Source organism: Polaribacter sp. Z022 (assembly GCF_023555495.1).
Lineage (GTDB): Bacteria > Bacteroidota > Bacteroidia > Flavobacteriales > Flavobacteriaceae > Polaribacter.
Genome location: NZ_JALCZO010000003.1, coordinates 451,680 through 470,537 on the forward strand (window position 1 = coordinate 451,680; position 18,858 = coordinate 470,537).

Annotated in this window: 18 protein-coding genes; 6 read left to right on the forward strand and 12 right to left on the reverse strand. The window is 28.4% G+C overall.

The window, feature by feature from the left end:
• Positions 1-30: 30 nt before the first annotated feature.
• Complete coding sequence (gene recJ, locus MPF13_RS08910; protein WP_249982149.1) at positions 31-1,716, reverse strand: single-stranded-DNA-specific exonuclease RecJ; 1,686 nt, start codon at positions 1,714-1,716, stop codon at positions 31-33.
• Between the two features lie 55 nt (positions 1,717-1,771).
• Positions 1,772-2,197, reverse strand: a complete 426-nt coding sequence (locus tag MPF13_RS08915) for an OsmC family protein (RefSeq protein WP_249982150.1) — start codon at positions 2,195-2,197, stop codon at positions 1,772-1,774.
• A 94-nt stretch (positions 2,198-2,291) separates the two neighbouring features.
• On the opposite strand from MPF13_RS08915, the gene MPF13_RS08920 reads away from it, so the two are divergent.
• Entirely contained in the window at positions 2,292-4,481 is a 2,190-nt protein-coding gene (locus MPF13_RS08920; protein ID WP_249982151.1) for an Ig-like domain-containing protein, read from the forward strand.
• Here MPF13_RS08920 and MPF13_RS08925 read toward each other — a convergent pair.
• Both MPF13_RS08925 and MPF13_RS08930 read right to left on the reverse strand, forming a co-directional pair.
• On the reverse strand, positions 4,467-5,492 hold the full coding sequence (locus MPF13_RS08925; RefSeq protein ID WP_249982152.1) for an aminotransferase class I/II-fold pyridoxal phosphate-dependent enzyme: 1,026 nt from the start codon (positions 5,490-5,492) through the stop codon (positions 4,467-4,469). The two genes, MPF13_RS08920 and MPF13_RS08925, sit on opposite strands and share 15 nt — an antisense overlap.
• A gap of 1 nt (position 5,493) precedes the next feature.
• Positions 5,494-6,504, reverse strand: coding sequence for a dipeptide epimerase (locus MPF13_RS08930; protein ID WP_249982153.1), 1,011 nt, complete (start codon positions 6,502-6,504; stop codon positions 5,494-5,496).
• Positions 6,505-6,571: 67 nt separating this feature from the next.
• On the opposite strand from MPF13_RS08930, the gene MPF13_RS08935 reads away from it, so the two are divergent.
• Entirely contained in the window at positions 6,572-7,174 is a 603-nt protein-coding gene (locus MPF13_RS08935) for a carboxymuconolactone decarboxylase family protein (protein ID WP_249982154.1), read from the forward strand.
• 106 nt (positions 7,175-7,280) lie between these two features.
• On the opposite strand, the gene MPF13_RS08940 is transcribed toward MPF13_RS08935, so the two are convergent.
• The 7 genes from MPF13_RS08940 to MPF13_RS08970 form a co-directional block, all read right to left on the reverse strand.
• On the reverse strand, positions 7,281-7,856 hold the full coding sequence (locus MPF13_RS08940) for a uracil-DNA glycosylase family protein (RefSeq protein ID WP_249982155.1): 576 nt from the start codon (positions 7,854-7,856) through the stop codon (positions 7,281-7,283).
• Positions 7,857-7,934: 78 nt separating this feature from the next.
• Positions 7,935-8,279 carry a HopJ type III effector protein gene (locus MPF13_RS08945; RefSeq protein WP_249982156.1) on the reverse strand — a complete coding sequence of 115 codons (345 nt, stop codon included), beginning with the start codon at positions 8,277-8,279 and terminating at the stop codon, positions 7,935-7,937.
• A gap of 120 nt (positions 8,280-8,399) precedes the next feature.
• A complete protein-coding gene (gene rsmI, locus MPF13_RS08950) occupies positions 8,400-9,071 on the reverse strand; it encodes a 16S rRNA (cytidine(1402)-2'-O)-methyltransferase (protein WP_249982157.1) in 672 nt (223 codons plus the stop codon).
• Between the two features lie 4 nt (positions 9,072-9,075).
• Positions 9,076-9,435, reverse strand: a complete 360-nt coding sequence (locus MPF13_RS08955) for a cupin domain-containing protein (RefSeq protein WP_249982158.1) — start codon at positions 9,433-9,435, stop codon at positions 9,076-9,078.
• A gap of 69 nt (positions 9,436-9,504) precedes the next feature.
• The gene (locus MPF13_RS08960) at positions 9,505-11,139 is read right to left on the reverse strand and encodes a T9SS type A sorting domain-containing protein (RefSeq protein ID WP_249982159.1); all 1,635 of its coding nucleotides are present in this window, start codon (positions 11,137-11,139) and stop codon (positions 9,505-9,507) included.
• Between the two features lie 181 nt (positions 11,140-11,320).
• Positions 11,321-11,641 (reverse strand): hypothetical protein, encoded by a 321-nt coding sequence (locus tag MPF13_RS08965; protein WP_249982160.1) that lies wholly within the window; start codon positions 11,639-11,641, stop codon positions 11,321-11,323.
• A gap of 113 nt (positions 11,642-11,754) precedes the next feature.
• Positions 11,755-12,783, reverse strand: coding sequence for a LuxR C-terminal-related transcriptional regulator (locus MPF13_RS08970; RefSeq protein ID WP_249982161.1), 1,029 nt, complete (start codon positions 12,781-12,783; stop codon positions 11,755-11,757).
• Positions 12,784-13,377: 594 nt separating this feature from the next.
• Here MPF13_RS08970 and aspS point away from each other — a divergent pair.
• Genes aspS through MPF13_RS08990 form a run of 4 tightly spaced genes read left to right on the forward strand, consistent with a single transcriptional unit; the run spans position 13,378 to position 18,314 of the window.
• On the forward strand, positions 13,378-15,138 hold the full coding sequence (aspS, locus tag MPF13_RS08975) for an aspartate--tRNA ligase (RefSeq protein ID WP_249982162.1): 1,761 nt from the start codon (positions 13,378-13,380) through the stop codon (positions 15,136-15,138).
• Positions 15,139-15,183: 45 nt separating this feature from the next.
• On the forward strand, positions 15,184-15,888 hold the full coding sequence (locus tag MPF13_RS08980) for a DUF6503 family protein (RefSeq protein WP_249982163.1): 705 nt from the start codon (positions 15,184-15,186) through the stop codon (positions 15,886-15,888).
• 11 nt (positions 15,889-15,899) lie between these two features.
• Complete coding sequence (locus MPF13_RS08985) at positions 15,900-17,681, forward strand: chloride channel protein (RefSeq protein WP_249982164.1); 1,782 nt, start codon at positions 15,900-15,902, stop codon at positions 17,679-17,681.
• Between the two features lie 9 nt (positions 17,682-17,690).
• A complete protein-coding gene (locus MPF13_RS08990; protein ID WP_249982165.1) occupies positions 17,691-18,314 on the forward strand; it encodes a hypothetical protein in 624 nt (207 codons plus the stop codon).
• 2 nt (positions 18,315-18,316) lie between these two features.
• Here MPF13_RS08990 and MPF13_RS08995 read toward each other — a convergent pair whose 3' ends face one another.
• Entirely contained in the window at positions 18,317-18,850 is a 534-nt protein-coding gene (locus MPF13_RS08995; RefSeq protein WP_249982166.1) for a hypothetical protein, read from the reverse strand.
• Positions 18,851-18,858 lie beyond the last annotated feature (8 nt).

Below are 18,858 nucleotides of genomic sequence, written 5' to 3' on the forward strand. Positions count from 1 at the left end.
ATTGCTTCGTAAACTCGCAATGACAGGAAATTACTTCAAATCCTTTAACAACAATTGAATCGATTTTCTTCCATTCCACTCATTTTCATCTAACGAATAAACAACATCAAAATCGTTTTGTACATGTTCAATTTTATCTCCTAAACCAAAACCAATAGAATTAAAAGTTTGTTTATTATCACCTTGAAAAACATTTAATTTTAAATGTGTTTTGTCTGCACCAACTTGCTTACCATAACCATTATCTCTAACACAACTTGTTTTAAAAACAGGTCTCATATTTTGTGGACCAAAAGGTGCCATTTGCTGTATAATTCTAAAAAATTTAGGTGTAACTTCTAAAAAATCTATCTCAGCATCTATAGATACTTCAGGAATTAGCAATTCTTTATCTATGGTATTTTTTACAACCTCTTCAAATTTTTGTTTAAACTTCTCATAATTCTCTGTCAGTAAAGTTAAACCAGCAGCATATTTATGTCCACCAAATTGTTCTATAAATGCTGAACATTCATGCAAAGCATTGTACACATCAAAACCTTTAACAGAACGTGCAGATGCAGCTAATTTATCACCACTTTTTGTAAAAACTAAAGTAGGTCTGTAATATTTTTCTATCAATCTAGAAGCAACAATACCTATGACTCCTTTATGCCAATCTTCTTGAAAAACAACTGATGTAAACCTATTTTCTTCTTCATTATCAATTATCTGTATTAAAGCCTCATCTGTAATTTTCTTATCTAAATCTTTTCTATCTGCATTAAAAATTTCTATTGAAGCTGCAAATTCAATAGCTGAATCAAAATCCATTTCTGTTAAGAGTTCTACTGCATAATTACCATGTTTCATTCTACCTGCAGCATTAATTCTTGGTGCAATTGTAAAAACTACGTCAGTAATAGTTAATTCAGTTTTTTTAGATTGATGAATAAGTGCTTTTATTCCATTTCTGGGACTTTGGTTGATAACTTGCAAACCATAAAAAGCCAAAACTCTATTTTCACCATTCATAGGTACAATATCTGCAGCAATTGCAGTGGCTACCAAATCTAAATATGGTAAGAAATCTTCAATGGTTTGGTTTCTAGAAACACCTAAAGCTTGTATCAATTTAAAACCTACTCCACAACCACAAAGCTCATCAAAAGGATAGCTACAATCTTCTCTTTTTGCATTTAAAACTGCAACTGCTTTCGGAATTTCCTCTCCTGGTTTATGATGATCACAAATAATAAAATCGATGTTTTTTTCTTTAGCATAGGCTACTTTGTCAATAGCTTTTATACCACAATCTAATGCAATTATTAAAGAAAAATCATTGTCTTGGGCAAAATCGATACCCATATAAGAAACACCATAACCTTCTGCATACCTATCAGGTATGTAAGTGGCTACATTTGGATAAATAGTTTTTAAATAAGAAGACACTAAAGAAACAGCTGTTGTACCATCTACATCATAATCTCCATAAATTAAAATGTTTTCGTTATTTGAAATTGCAGTTTCTATTCTATCAACTGCCAAATTCATATCTTTTAGTAAAAAAGGATCATGAATATCGTCTAAACTGGGTCTAAAAAATTTTTTTGCAGCATCAAAAGTTTCAATTCCTCTTTGACAAAGAATTGAAGCTATTGTTGAATTAATTTGAAGTTCTTTTGCTAATTTTTGTACTTTTTCTTTTTCTGGTGCTGACTTTAACGTCCATCTCATAGCAAGTTACTTTTTGAAGTTAAGGTACAAAAAATGTAAAAGAATTTACAAAATTTTACAATTCGTGTAAGAAAATTTCAGTTTCAACTTCTGCAAACTGACGAAACATTTCCATAACACCACAGTATTTAGTTACAGATAAGTTTACAGCTTTTTGAATTTTATTAGGTTGTAATTCTGCATCATAAAAATGATAATCTACTTTTACCTTGTTATAAAATTTTGGGTGTTCATCTGTTAATTCTGCAGTAATTTCAATTTTAAAATCTGCTACTTCTGCACGAGTTTTCTTTAATAAGGAAACTACATCTAAACCAGAACATCCTGCTAAAGAAGATAACATTAATGCTTTTGGCCTAAAACCTTCACCTTTTCCTCCACTCTCTTCGCCTGCATCCATAAAAAGATTTAATCCACTAGGATTATCAGATTCGAATTGCATATTTTCTTTCCAAGTGGTTTTTACAATATTTGTAGCCATATTTGATCTTTTTGTTATAGTGTTTTTAAAATTGAAATGGTAAATTGTCCATCAATTACAAAAATAGTGAAACTATAAGAAGTTATTTTAACAAATGTACAATTACCAACTTTCAATTTATCGTTTTTTAATGGCTTTATTTTTAATGATGCCTACTTTTCTTTCTGCTCAAACAGATGAACCTCCTGTTTTAACAGCTATTGGCAATCAAGCATTTTGCCCTGGAAGTTCTATAAATATTGTAACAGATTTTACAATTACTGATGCAGACAATACTACAATAGATGCTTTTTTTATACAAATTTCATCTGGTTATCAAGTAAATTTTGATCTATTATCATTAACAGGTTCTCATCCAAATATTTCTACAAACTGGAATACATTAGAAGGAAAATTAACTCTTTCTCCTTCTCTAGGAAACAGTAATATATTATTAACAGATTTAGAAAATGCCGTAAAAGATGTCGTTTTTACAACAACTTCTAATAATATTAATTCAGAAAAATCCTTTTCATTAACTGTTGATGATGCTCTTTATTTACCATCTACAGATCATTTTTATGAATTTGTTTCACTTTCTGGTATTACTTGGAAAGATGCAAAAGTTGCAGCCGAAAATAGAACTTATTATGGTAGACAAGGTTATTTAGCTACATTAACAAACCAAGAAGAAGCAGATTTTGCTGGAGAACAAGCTTCTGGAGCTGGTTGGATTGGTGGTTCTGATGAAGAATCTGAAGGTGTTTGGAAATGGGTAACAGGACCAGAAGCTGGTACAGTTTTTTGGAACGGATCAGGAAATGGTAGTTCTCCTGCTGGAGAATATGCTAATTGGCATACAACAGGAAGTGAACCTAATAATTTTGGTGGAAATGAGCATTATGCACATATAACTCATCCTAATTTAGGTGTTCCTGGCAAATGGAATGATTTACCCAATATTAGTGGGGTTCCTCCTGGTAATGATTATTACCCTCAAGGTTATATTGTAGAGTATGGAGCTCCTGGAGACCCTCAATTAAATATTGTTGCTAGTACTAAAATTTATATTCCAGAAATACAATCAACAACTAATGGTACCATCTGTGAATCTGGAACTGTTACAATTTCTGCAACAGCAAATGAAGGAACTATTTTGTGGTTCGAAAATTTAACAGGAGGAACTCCATTAGCAACAACAGGTAATAATTTTACAACTCCAATTTTAACTACAAATAAAACATATTATGCTGCTGTGTCTGTAAATGGTTGTACTACTTCTAAAAGAACTGCAATTAACATTACTGTAAACCAAAGGCCTACTATAACAAATATTTCTGAAGATTTAATTTGTTCAGGAAAAGCTAATCTAAGTGCAATCTCTTCTCAAGGAAGTGTAAATTGGTATGCATCAAACACAAGTATTACACCTATTTTTACAGGAAATAATTTTGAAACTCCAATTCTAAATACAACTACGTCTTATTTTGTAGAAGCTGTAGTTAATAATTGTTCTTCTTTAGCAAGAACTGAAGTAAAAGCTATTGTAGATAGTACAATTCCTGAATTTGACTTAGTAAAAAGCACTTATTATTTATGTGAAGACATTGGAAGTGTTACCCTAGAAACTGAAAATGCTTTAGGAAATTACACGTATGTTTGGAAAAAGGAAAACACTGAAATAGCTGGTTCTACTTTTTCTAAAGAAGTTCTAACTTCTGGAAACTATACTGTAAAAGCTATTTCTGATGCTGGTTGTGAATCTGCAGAAAAACTTATTGAAGTTAAAAACTCTAGTATAGCTACTATAAATATTGATGATGTAGTTTTAATTGATGATTCTGATAATAACTCAATTCAAATTATTAGTGATAATTTAGGAACTGGAGATTATGAATTTGCTTTAGATGACGAATTTGGTGTTTACAAGGAAGCAAAACTTTTTGAAAAAATAGAAACAGGACTACACACATTATTTGTGAAAGATAAAAATGGTTGTGGTACAACACCTTATCAATTTTCAATCTTAGCCTTTCCAAAATTTTTTACTCCAAATGGTGATGGTAAAAATGATGTTTGGAAAATTGATGGATTTACTTCAAATCAATTTACAATTGCTGAAGTATCTATTTACAATAGATTTGGTGTTTTATTATATCAACTAAACACAACTTCTCAAGGTTGGGATGGAATGTATCAAGGAAAACTTTTACCTTCTTCTACCTATTGGTATCGAATTCTTTTAAATGATATTAATGGAAGGTTTATAGAAAAAAAAGGAAGTATTGGTTTAATTAGAAAGTAAATTTTTACATAAAAAATCTAATTGTTCTTTGGTATGATTTGCATTTAAAACAATTCTATTTACTTTCTTAATAATTGTTGGGTAATAAAAACTAGTTATTATAATGTTTTTTGAGAGTAAATTATCTGCAATCTTTTCATCATCAACAAAAAAAACTGGATAATTTTCATCAATTTGTAATTTGTCTAAATTTTTAATTTTATCAAAGACGTAACTACAATTTTCTTTTAATTTATTCAATTGATTTTGATATAATTCTTGTGCATCTATAAAGCTTTCTAAAAAAGCAGGATTCATTGGAGCACTACCAATAAAAAGTGATTCTTTTTTTACTAAATTTATAAAATTTTTATTTCCTGCTATTACACCTCCACTTACACTAAAAGCTTTATTTAAAGAAGAAACAACTATTAATTCTATATGACTTGAATTATTTATTGATGCCGAAATTCCATTTCCTTTTTCTCCTAAAACTCCAAGACTATGAGACTCATCAACCAATAAGTAAACTTTTTTTTGATTTGAAATTAATTTTAAAAAATCAAAATTATAAGGAGCTGTTTCTAAAGTAGCAATTGCATCTACAACAATACAAATTGTTTCTTTTTTAGAATTTAATAGTAAGGAATTTAAATTATTTTCTTCAAAAACAGGAATAGCATTTTTGGGTAAAATAGCAGGATGTGTTTTTGGCATGTAAAAAAAAGAAGTTCCAATTTTCTCTAATGTTTTTAGTGCTAACAAACCAGCTAATGTTCCAGAAGAAACAGCAACACAATCTTCTCTTTTTAAAAATTTAGAGATTGTTCTTTCTGCTTTTTCATAAACATCTAATTTAATGTTTGCATTTCTAGAACTACCAAAAGAACTCCCCCACTTCTTAATATTTTTAAATATAATTTCGTGAAACTCTGATAAATTAGACATTCCTAAATAAGAGGTTCCACTAAAGTACAAATGATTTTCACCATTAATATTAACAGTAGTTTTTGGAATTTGATTTAACTGCATATTAAAGTAAAGTTGCCCCTATTCCGTTTTTATCTGAATAAGAAATTACACCATTCTTAATTACTACACCAGTTGCAATATCTTTCTTTAATAGCAAGCCACCATCCATATCTACATAATTTAATAAAGGTAATAAATGAGCAATTGCAGAAATACCCACAGAAGATTCTGTCATACAACCTACCATTGTTTTTAACCCTAGTTCTTTAGCTTTTTCTAACATTCTTTTTCCTGGAGTAAGTCCACCACATTTTGTAAGTTTTACATTAACTCCATGAAACAATCCTACACATTTTTCTACATCGCTTTCCACAATACAGCTTTCATCTGCAATTATTGGTAAAGCAGATTCTTTAAATAATTTTTTAGCACCTTCTATATCATTCGCTTTTAAAGGTTGTTCTAAAAACTCTACACCTAACTCTTTTAGTTTAAATGAGTTTTCAATTGCTTCATCTGCTGTCCACCCACAATTAGCATCAATTCTAAAAACAGCATCAGTATGTTTTCTTAATTCAGTAACAATTTCTATATCATTTTTAGTACCTAATTTAATCTTATAAATTGGCCAAGGAAGTTCTTTCATTTTGGCAATCATTTTATCAATAGAATCAATTCCAATGGTATAATCTGTCATTGGATTGTTATTGATATTTAAATTCCAAACTTCATATAATTTCTTACCTTTTTTACGAGCTTTTAAATCATTAAAAGCCATATCTAAAGCACATAATGCAAACATATTTTCTTTAAAAATAGGTTGTAATTTTTCCCAAAAAACAGAAGGTTCTTCATTTGATAAAGATTTTATAAAAGCTTCATTTTCTTTAATAATTTCTTTCATATTATCTACAGTAATATTGTAATATGGATTTGAAGTTGCTTCTCCAAAACCAGAAATTCCTTCAGAAATTAATTCTACAATAATAGCAGGTTGAAAATCGTGAGATTCTCTAGAAATGGTAAAAGTATGTTTTAACTCTAAGTTGTAAGAATGTAGTTTAATTTCCATTTTTTGAATTATATTTATCGTAAAGTTATAAAAATAGATTTCTTAAAAAATATTTAAACATAAAAATATGGCATTAGTAACACCATTAGGTGCAGAACACGATTTAGAAACAAAAGAATTAGCAGAATTTTTTAATGAAACTTTAGGGTTTTGTCCTAATTCTGTATTAACTATGCAACGTAGACCCGCAATTTCTAAAGCATTTATCAATTTAAATAAAGCTGTAATGGCTAATGAAGGAAAAGTTACTTCTGCTTTAAAAAGAATGATTGCTTGGGTTTCTAGTAATGCAACTGGTTGTAGATATTGTCAAGCGCATGCAATTAGAGCTGCTGAACGTTATGGAGCTGAACAAGAGCAATTAGATAATATTTGGGAATATAAAACTCACCCTGCTTTTTCTGATGCAGAAAGAGCTGCTTTAGACTTTTCTTTGGCTGCTTCTATGGTTCCTAATGCAGTAAATGCAGAAATTAAAACCGAACTTTATAAATATTGGGATGAAGGAGAAATAGTAGAAATGTTAGGTGTAATTTCTCTCTTTGGATATTTAAATAGATGGAATGATTCTATGGGTACAACCTTAGAAGAAGATGCTATTGATTCTGGAAATCAATATTTAGGAAAACACGGTTTTGAAGTTGGAAAACACGATGGTTCTAAGTACTAAAAAACAGTAATGAATATGTCATTCCGAATTACGAAGGAAGAGGAATCTTATTAATGATATTGAAAGAGATTTCTCAATCTTTCTTCTCTCATTTCGAAATGACATATTATTTTTTCAAAATTTCTGAAACTCTTTTCTGCAATTCAGGAATTACATTTTTTTTAAACCAAGGATTTTTAGTTAACCAAAAACGATTTCTTGGTGATGGATGAGGCAATGTAAAATATTTTGGCAAGTAAGCTGGATAATTATCTACAGTTTCTGTTAGGGTTCTTTTAGCTTTGTCTTTTAAATAATAATCCTGAGCATACATTCCTATTAAAATAATCAACTCTAAATTAGGCATCTTTTCAAATAATTGTAAATGCCATTTTGGAGCACATTCTTTTCTAGGTGGTTTGTCTCCGCTTTTACCTTTACCAGGATAACAAAATCCCATTGGTACAATAGCAAATTTTTCTACATCGTAAAAGATTTCATCAGATACATTAAGCCATATTCTAAGTTGTTTACCACTTGCATCATCCCAAGGAATTCCAGATGAATGCACTTTTGTTCCTGGAGCTTGACCAATAATTGCAATTTTAGAATTTTTATGACCAGTAACTACAGGATTTGCACCCAAATCTAAATGAGGTTCGCAAATTGTGCATTTTTTAATTTCTGATAAAAGCTTTTGCATTTTATAAAAATAGTCAATTTCTGAGTGAAATATGAGATTTCTCAATCGTTCATTCTTCTCTCATTTCGAAATCACAAGCTAACTTTTTAATTCCAAAGCTTCTGCTTCAAAAGATAACTTTACGAAACCAGAATTCATAAAGTTTCTTATATTTTGATGAGAATCTCCATTTTCATCTTCTAAAACAGATTGATAATGTTCTCCAAAACAAAATAATGTTTCTTCTTTTGTTAATTTTTGAAGTTTCGCAAAAGCAAATAACTTACAAGAACCAGAGTTGGTACCTGCTTCATTTTTAATTGCTCCGTTAGTAAATGTAGTTGGAGTAAAATTGTAATTATCATCAATTACCTGCATTGTTTCTGCAAATAGTATTGATTTTGGATTTGATTTTAACTTGGTTTTGAATTCTTGGATGATCATTTTTTGTTTTTTATACGAATAGGCTATAAAAATACGGCTACTTATTCACACTACTTTGTTGATATTCGCATTCAACAAAATATCACTGATTTTTATAGCCTTTAAGACTAATTTGTTTACCTACTTTTTCCCTTCAACAATAACCACAATTTCACCTTTTGGTGGTTTAGCTGTATAATGAGCCAACACTTCTGTTGCAGTTCCTCTAATGGTTTCTTCAAACATTTTTGTTAATTCTCTAGACACAGAAACTTGTCTGTCTGCTCCAAAATATTCTATAAAATGCCCAAGAGTTTTAACCAATTTGTGTGGAGATTCATAAAAAATCATGGTTCTTTTTTCTTCTGCTAACAATAAAAAACGAGTTTGTCTTCCTTTTTTAACAGGCAAAAAACCTTCAAAAACAAACTTATCATTTGGCAAACCAGAATTTACTAATGCAGGTACAAAAGCAGTTGCACCTGGTAAACACTCTACATCAATATTATTTTCTACACAAGCTCTGGTTAATAGAAAACCAGGATCTGAAATTGCAGGTGTACCAGCATCTGATATTAACGCACATGTTTCTCCATTTTGAATTCTTTGTACAACACCTTTTACAGATTTGTGTTCATTATGCATATGATGACTGTGCATTTGTGTAGAAATTTCAAAATGCTTTAAAAGTTTTCCACTTGTACGTGTATCTTCAGCTAAAATAAAATCGACTTCTTTTAAAACTTTTATGGCTCTAAAAGTGATATCTTCTAAATTACCTATTGGAGTAGGAACTAAATATAATTTACTCATAATTTTAAATGCTTTCGTACGTTTCTACAGTTATATCTGCAATAATATCTCCTGTATGTTTTATAGAAAGAGGTTCAAATAATAAAACATGTACTTCTTCTTTTGCTATTGGTTTATGCTCTACTCCTTTGGGTACAACATAAAATTCTCCTTGGTTTAAAGTAATGGTTTTATTACGTAATTCAATATTTAAAGTACCTTTAATAACCATAAAAAGTTCGTCTTCATTATCGTGTTTATGAAAAACAAATTCTCCTTTTAATTTGGCTAATAAAATTTGTTGACCATTTAATTCGCCAATTTTTTTTGGTGACCAATGGTCTGAAAATAACTTAAATTTTTCTTGAATATTAATTACACTCATAAATACAAACTTACAAAAGAATTGGGGGAAAATCTTTTGTAAGCTTGAGAAATGAAAAAAGAATAAATTTTAATGAATTATTATTTTTATAGTAGTAGCCTTTTGATTGTTATATACTCTTAAAAAATAGACTCCTTTAGCATATTTAGAAACATTAATGGTATTGTTTCCTGCTTTTAACATTCCAGTTTTAAGGACTTCTCCATTTGTATTTGATAATAAATAACTCACTTTTTCATCAATAGAAATTAAGATATTTTCTTTTACAGGATTTGAAAGTATTTTAAAAGTTGAATTTGAAAATTCTGAAACTGATAAAGAATTACAAGCTGCTTCATTTTCTACAAAATGAGAAGTCGCATCTACTTTTTTCCAATTTGTTGTACTAAAAGCTGCACCATCCACAAAAATACAGGTTAAATCTGGGTTATTTCTTGCATCAAAACTATAATCATAACCAGTTCTATAATCGTAAGAACTACTTATTTGTGCGTTTTCACCATTTCTAAAATCTAAAAATGTTAGATTGTTATTACTAACGTTTAGTATACTTAATTCTGTTGTACTACTTAAATCTAATGATGTTATATTATTATTACTACAATCTAAATTTGCTAAACTTGTTGGTATGTTTAACGATGTTAATAAGTTATTATCACAATAAACCACTCTTGCATCTGCATTTAATATTAAGGATGTTAATTGGTTATTACTACAAGCAAATTCTAAAATATGATTATTACTAAGATCGAGCGTTGCTAACTGATTGTTTTCACAAATAAATGTTTCTAAGCCTACAAAATCTTCAATACCAGTTAAATCAGAAATATTTTTATTAGAAACATCTAAAAAACCAATTGTATTTATGCTTGTTGTAAGCACGTAATCATCTAAAACGTTATCTAAACCTTCATCAATTAACGCTTGTTCAAAATTATTATCTGGCACATATGTATGTGTTGATAATAAATTACACATTGCAACTGTAGTTACAAAATTTGTAACTGCATCTACCCCATTTTTCATTATTGATGATACTGAAGCTACATTATCTACATAAATACAAGATAATTTTGGACTGTATTTTACTCTAAACTCATAAATTTCTGAATAATCTGCACCATTTCTTAAATCGATATTTTCTAAATCTGGATTTCCAGAACAATTTAAACCTTCTACATCTATATTCGATAAATCTAAAGATGTTAGCTCATTATTATCGGCAATAAAATAATTGATATATCTAATATTATTTAAATTAATATTAGTTATATCATTATTCTGACAAGTAAATTCACCCAATGAAGTTACACTATCAGGAAAAATAATAGTTGTTATTTTATTTCCTTCAATATCTAAATTTGCAAAACCAGAAACTGAAGGTAATTTTAATACTGTAATATTATTAAAGGCACAATAAAAATCTGTTAACGATGTAAAATCTTCTATTCCTGTTAAATCAGAAATATTTTGTCTACTTATATATAATGATTTTCTAGCGCTAATATTTGCTGTAGTAACTAAATGATCTCCATCAACACCATTTCCCATACTATTTTCATCTCCAACTGAAACCTGAGATAAGTCTATTTTACTATGCGTTTCTAAATAATGTTCAAAGTTTAAATCTGGAATATTAGTTGTCTGTGCAAAACTTATTATTACACTTATTAAAAACGTAAATGTGAGTAATAATCTTTTCATAATATTATTTTTGAGGTTAAAATAATCCTGTATTAAAACTAAGTATGACCTTCATATTTAACCTTTAAAAAGAGTAAACAAACTTTTTTTAAAGAAAAATAATGCAATCTAAATACCAATAATTATAATACAGGAATAAAATTAGGAGTCATGTATAATTAATTACACCTAGTTAATAAAACTATTTACAAGCAAAATTTAGTTGCTCATTTAGCTCTTCAATTAGTTCATCATACTCAGCCATATCTGAAGATGAAATACATTCTTTAAAACCTTCTATTGAATTTTTTAAATTTTGAATTTCTTGTTTAAATGCGGTACACTTTTCTGTCGTTGGATCTAGATAATATGCTTGATAAGCATTACTGTAATCTTGTATTCCTTGTTCAATTGTTTCTGTATAATTTTCACAAAACTCTTGTTGGTCATTATCACTAGAACATGATACATTTATTAACATTACTGTTATTAATAATACAAGCACTCTTTTTAAATTTTTCATTTTTATATAATTTTGGATTTTACTTCAAAGTTATAATTAGAAACAAAAAAATACCACATAAGAAATGGTGATTTCTATCACCCTAAAGGGTGATTTTAAACAAAAGAAAGTTTTTATTGAGATATTTTTTGGATAGCCTGCACTCTATTTTTTACATCTAACTTACTGTAAATATGAGAAATATGTGTTTTAATTGTATTGTTAGACACAAACATTTTTTCTGCAATTTGTGCATTGCTATATCCTTTAGAAATTAACTCTAACACCTCAACTTCTCTTTTAGATAATTGAAATTCTTTAAGCTCTTTATTAGAAAAAGAATCGTTTTTTTGATGACTTACCTTTAACTTTTTAATTTGAAGTAAATAGTTTTGGAGTTCAGTATTTTTTTTGTCCAATTCTAAATTATTATTCCTTTTTAATAAAAACATAAAAACCAACAATAATATAACTGCTAATACACCTATAATAACACTACTAATAAAAAGCCAAAAATTTGAATTTGCTTGTTCATCACTTTTCTTTTTTTCTTTTGCTAAAGATTGAATTTTTAAATCTTTTTTAGACGATTCATATCCTATTTCTGTACTTATAAAACTCTTATGAGAAGCTTCATTTAAAATACTATCTCTAAAAGCTAAAACCAGATTTTGTGCATAAAGAGCTTCTTTAAACTGATTGGTTTTTGAATAATAATTAGTTAAAGTTTCATAACCCAATAAAATATTTTCTTTAGAGTTGATTTGTTTTGCAGTTTCTAATCCTTGATTTATATAGATTTTTGCTTCTTTAAACTGTTTTAAAGAAAGCTTGTTAATACCAATATTTATATAACTTTTACTTAAATAACGTGTATTTTTAAACTTTTGTAATTGTGGTATAGATTTTAAAAAATATTGGTTAGATTTTTTAAAATCTCCTTGTTTTTGATATAACTTTCCAAATAAAGTATACTTTATTGCAACACCTTCTTTTCTTGGATGTTTAATGGCAATATCTAAAGCTTTATTAATATAAAAGTAAGCAGAATCGTATACTTGTTTTTCAATAAATATTTCGCCTAAATTTGCAAAACCATACTCTTGTCCTTTTAAGTTTTTCCTTATTTTTTCTATTGAAATTCCCTTTCTTAAATAATACAAAGCTTTGTCATATTGCTTAGTATCTATAAATACATTTCCAATTCCATTTAAAGCAATAGAAATACTTCTTTTACTTTTTATTTTTTCTGAAAGTTTTAATGCATTAAAATAATTTTCGAAAGCCTCTTTTTCTAGGTTTAATTTTCTGTAGGTTACTCCTAAATTATTTAAACATTTTATAATTAATAAAGTATCTGTAGTTTGTTTTAAAAATGATAATCCTCTTTTATGATTTGTAATAGAGTTACTATAATCTTGCTCATACCTTGCTGTTAAACCTTTTCTATCATAACAAATACCAATTCCTTTTATATAAAATATTTTTTCAGAGACTATTAAAGCTGTTTCAATAACCTCTTTATTTATCTCTTTTTGTCTAATAGATTGTTTGTATAAAGCAATAAGGTCGTCTGCTTTTTTAATAGAATTTGGAGTGTTTTTTAAAACTTGATAAGCGCTATCTATTTTTACAACTTTTCTTTGAGAAAAAAGCGTAAATGAGGTGGTTAAAACACATAAAAAAAGAAATGAACGCCCAAAAAATGAATATTCAATTGAAATTGTTTAATTTTGCAGCTTAAATTTTAGAAGGAAATGTATAGAAGTCATTCTTGTGGCGAGTTAAAAGCATCGCATATAAATACAGAAGTAACCTTAGCAGGTTGGGTACAAAAAAGCCGTAATAAAGGTTTTATGGTTTGGGTAGATTTACGTGATAGATATGGTATTACCCAATTAATTTTTGATGAAGAGCGTACACCAAAAGAAATGATGGAAAAAGCAAAATCTCTAGGTAGAGAATTTGTAATACAAGTATCTGGTACTGTTATTGAACGTGAGTCTAAAAACTCTAAAATGGCAACTGGTGCAATAGAAGTTTTGGTTTCTAAATTAGAAATTTTAAACGAAGCTGTTACTCCACCTTTTACTATTGAAGATGAAACTGATGGTGGAGAAGATATTAGAATGAAATACAGATATTTAGATATCCGTAGAAATCCTGTAAAAGACAGTTTAATTTTCCGTCATAAAGTGGCAATGGAAGTTAGAAAATATTTATCTGACCAAGAATTTATAGAAGTTGAAACTCCTTATTTAATAAAATCTACTCCAGAAGGTGCTAGAGATTTTGTGGTTCCTAGTAGAATGAATGAAGGTCAGTTTTATGCTTTACCTCAATCTCCTCAAACTTTCAAACAACTGTTAATGGTTGGTGGAATGGACAAATATTTTCAGATTGTAAAATGTTTTAGAGACGAAGATTTACGTGCAGACAGACAACCAGAATTTACACAAATAGACTGTGAAATGGCATTTGTTCAACAAGAAGATATTTTAAATATTTTTGAAGGATTAACACGTCATTTATTAAAAGAAGTAAATGGTGTAGAAGTAGATAAGTTTCCAAGAATGTTGTTTGATGACGCTATGCGTTTGTATGGAAATGACAAACCAGACATCCGTTTTGGAATGGAGTTTGGCGAGTTAAACGAAGTTACTCAACATAAAGATTTTGGTGTTTTTAATGCTGCAGAATTGGTAATTGGTATTGCTGTTCCTGGTGGAAATAAATACACAAGAAAAGAAATAGACAATTTAATTAAGTGGGTTAAACGTCCTCAAGTTGGTGCTTTAGGTATGATTTATGCACGTGTTAACGAAGATGGTTCTTTTAAATCTTCTGTAGATAAATTCTACGATCAAGAAGATTTAGCAAAATGGGCAGAAGTTACAGGTGCAAAACCTGGAGATTTAGTATGTGTTTTATCTGGTGATACTAACAAAGTTAGAGCGCAAATGTCTGCTTTAAGAATGGAATTAGCAGAACGTTTAGGTTTAAGAGACCCAAAAGTTTTTGCTCCTCTTTGGGTAATTGATTTCCCTTTATTAGAACTAGATGAAGAAACTGGTCATTACCATGCAATGCACCATCCATTTACATCTCCAAAACCTGGTCAGTTAGAATTATTAGACACAGATCCAGGAGCTGTAAAAGCAAATGCATACGATTTAGTTTTAAACGGAAACGAAATTGGTGGTGGTTCTATTAGAATTCACGATAAAAAAATACAAGCAACTATGTTAAAGCATTTAGGTTTTTCTGAAGAAGAAGCTAAGGCTCAATTTGGTTTCTTAATGGATGCTTTTGAGTATGGAGCACCTCCTCATGGTGGTTTAGCTTTTGGATTGGATAGATTGGTTGCTATTTTAGGCGGACAAGAAACAATTAGAGACTTTATTGCTTTTCCAAAAAACAACTCTGGTAGAGATGTAATGATTGATGCTCCTGCTTTTATAGATGATGAGCAACTAACAGAACTAAGCTTGAAACTAAATATTCAAGAAAAAGAATAAAATTTAAAATCCCGCAAAAGCGGGATTTTTTATTACTTTTAAACTATGAAAAAATTTATCTTCCTTTTTTTTATTTGTAATTCATTTTTATCTTTTTCTCAAGAAATAACTGGTGATGAATTACTTAAAAAAGCTATTCAATTTCACGATCCTAACAACAATTGGTCAACTTTTAAAGGGCAGCTTTTTGTAACTATGGAAACACCAAAAAACACTCCAAGAAAAAGTGAAATTAAAATTAACTTACCAGAAGAATATTTTTATGTAAAAGCATTAAGAGGTATAAATACAACAGAATATACTGTTATTAAAAAGAATACAAAAATTGAGTTTAATGGTAAAACTCCTACAGAAGTAGAGAAAAAAGAACATAAATTAAGTTTTGAACGTGCAAATTTGTATAAAAACTATTATACATATTTGTATGGATTACCAATGAAATTAAAGGATGAAGGAACTATTATTCATCAAAAAGTAGGAAAAAGAAAGTTTAAAGGAAAAAACTATTTAGTATTAAAAGTTTCTTACAATAAAGAAGTTGGTAAAGATACTTGGTATTTTTATTTTGATCCAAAAACTTACGCTATGGAAGTGTATCAGTTTTTTAAAAAAACAAAAGATAGTGGAGAATACATTTTACTTTCTGGTTTGGAAACTATAAACGGAATTAAAATGCCAAAAACAAGAGCTTGGTATTATAATAAAGATAATGGTTATTTAGGAACAGATATTTTATCAACATCCTTTTAAGAAAAAACAAAATGCCATCAAGTAAAAAGATATTTAAGAAGATACTAATTTGGAGATATAGACATATTTCTGAACGTCAGTTTGTATATATTCTAAGTGTTCTTGTTGGTTTTTTAGCAGGATTAGGAACAGTTACATTAAAAAACATAACGCATTATATTCAATTACTTTTATCTGTAGATTTCTTAAAAAACTCAAAGAATTCGCTTTATTTTATTTTTCCAATTATTGGATTATTAATTGTAGTAATTATTAAAAAAACGTGGTTAAAAAAGCATATTGGCCATGGAATTTCTACTACGCTTTATGCCATTTCTAAGAAAAAAGGAATTATACCAAAATACAACATGTATGCATCATTACTAACTGCACCTATAACTGTTGGTTTTGGTGGATCTGTAGGTTTGCAAGGTCCTGCTGTAAGTGCTGGTACAGCTTTGGCTTCCTACACCTCACAACTGTTTCACATGAGCACTAAAACAAGAATGCTTTTAATAGGATGTGCAACTGCAGGTGCAATGTCTTCTATGTTTAAAGCCCCTATTGCAGGTATTGTTTTTGCCCTAGAAGTTTTTAGTTTAGATATTGCATTTGTTTCACTTATACCTTTATTATTAGCATCTGTTGCAGCAATTGTAACTTCTTATCTTTTTTTAGGATCTGATGTATTATTAGGTTTTGAATTGAATGATAAATTTGAAATTAGTGAAATTGGTTTTTATGCAATTTTTGCAGTCTTTACAGGAATTGTTTCTGTTTACTTCTCATTCATTTATTTTGCTATTAGAAAATTCTTTTATCAATTTAAAAAACGATTTGTGCGTTTAATATTAGGTAGTATTCTAATTGCACTTATCCTTTATTTAATGCCATCATTATATGGTGAGGGTTATGGATTAATTAATAATTTACTAAAAGGAAATCATATTGCAGCTATTGGAAACACACCTTTTTCTTTTGACGCAAATAATATTTGGATTGTAATTCTTTTACTACTTTTAATTACATTTTTTAAGGCAATTGCAATGAGTACAACCTTTGCTGCTGGTGGTGTTGGAGGAATTTTTATTCCAACACTTGTAATGGGAAGTGCTTTAGGAAATGCTTTTGCAAAAGTGATTAATAACATTGGTTTAGGTTTTCAAGTATCAGAAGCAAACTTTACATTAATTGGTATGACAGGCTTAATGGCAGGTGTTTTACATGCACCTCTTACTGCAATTTTCTTAATAGCAGAAATTACTGGTGGTTATGATTTATTTGTGCCTTTAATGTTAGTTGCTGCCATTTCTTTCTCTATTACTAAATACTTTATTTCTAATTCAATTTACACTTATAAATTAGCTCAGAGAGGAGAACTCATTACACATAATAAAGATAAAAATGTAATGATGATGATGCAAATTGACAGTTTAATTGAAACAAATTTTAAATCTGTTCATCCAGAAATGTTATTGGGTGATATGCTAAAAAATGCAGTTGCTAAATCTACTAGAAATATTTTTCCTGTACTTAATGACAAAAAACAGTTTTTAGGAATTGTGCTTTTAGATGATATTAGGCCAGTAATGTTTGATACAGAAATGTACAAAAGTGTAGCTATAAACTCATTTATGAAAGCGGCTCCAGAGATTATTCATGAATCAGATTCTGTAGAGAAAGTAATGCATAAATTTAAAATAAGTGGCGCTTGGAATTTACCTGTTGTTAAAGACGGAATTTATAAAGGTTTTATTTCTAAATCTAAATTACTAACAGCATATAGAAATAAATTAGTAGAAGTTACTTCTTAATAATATAATATGAGAACAAATAGTTTTACTAACAATATGCGTTTAAAAACGGATGCTGAGTTAAAAACAATTCTTAAAGAAAAAAGCAAATACACAGAACAAGCAATACAAGCTGTTATTTGGGAATTAGAAGATAGAAATCTTATTGAAAAATCTGAAGAACCTTATATAGATCCTTTAAAGGAAGAAGAAATTTCTGATACAGTTGTTAAAGAAAGCAATATAAACAACAACGAAAGTAACTTTGAGGAGTTTGAAAAACCTTTTTTGTATTCTAAAAAAAGTATTCAAGGTTTTACCATCTTTTTTTCAACTTTATTTGGTACAATTTTATTAATGAGTAACCTAAAAGTTCTAAAAAAACAAAAAGCAAGAATGCAAGTGCTCGTTTTTGGAATTTCTTATACAGTTTTAATTACCATAATATTAAACTTATATCCTCAAATATTATTTCTTTCTATTATTTTTAATCTAATTGGTTATGGAGTATTAGTAGAATATTATTGGAATAAAAATATAGGAAAAAATTTTAGTTATAAGAAAAAACAAATTTGGATTCCTTTAATTATTTCAATTGCAATTACAATGCTATTTGTGTTTTTACAATTTTTACCTCAAATTTTAGGAGTATAAAACTAGCTCCAAGGATCGTCATTTGGTTCTAATTGTTTTTGACTTGCAAAAGCAGATTTAGAGGTTGTTTCTACTTCACCTACTTTTAAACAAGAAAATAATAAAAATGAAATTTCAACATCCTTTTTATCTAATAATTGAAGTTTTATTAAATCTTCAAACTCTTTATCTATAAAAGATTCATCAAACTCAGCAATTTTATAAGCGTTTTTATAGATAGAAATTTTCTTTTTAAAATGAATTTTTAATTCGTAAGTAATTCCTTTTAAATCAACAGAAAAAATAGTTTTCTTATTATTTTTAGAAATTAATTCAGACACATTTCCATTAACATCTTTAATGGTATACACCATTTTCCATTTCCAAAATTCAAATTTCTTAGTTATATAGTAAATAACTTTGTCATCAACATTAAAAACCTCAGCACCTTGTTTGCCAAATTCCATAAACCATTTAGAACTAATTAATCTTTTTTTAGAAGAATATAGATCTAACGAATTATTAAAATGTTTGATTGCATATAGTTGTGTACTCATAAAATAGA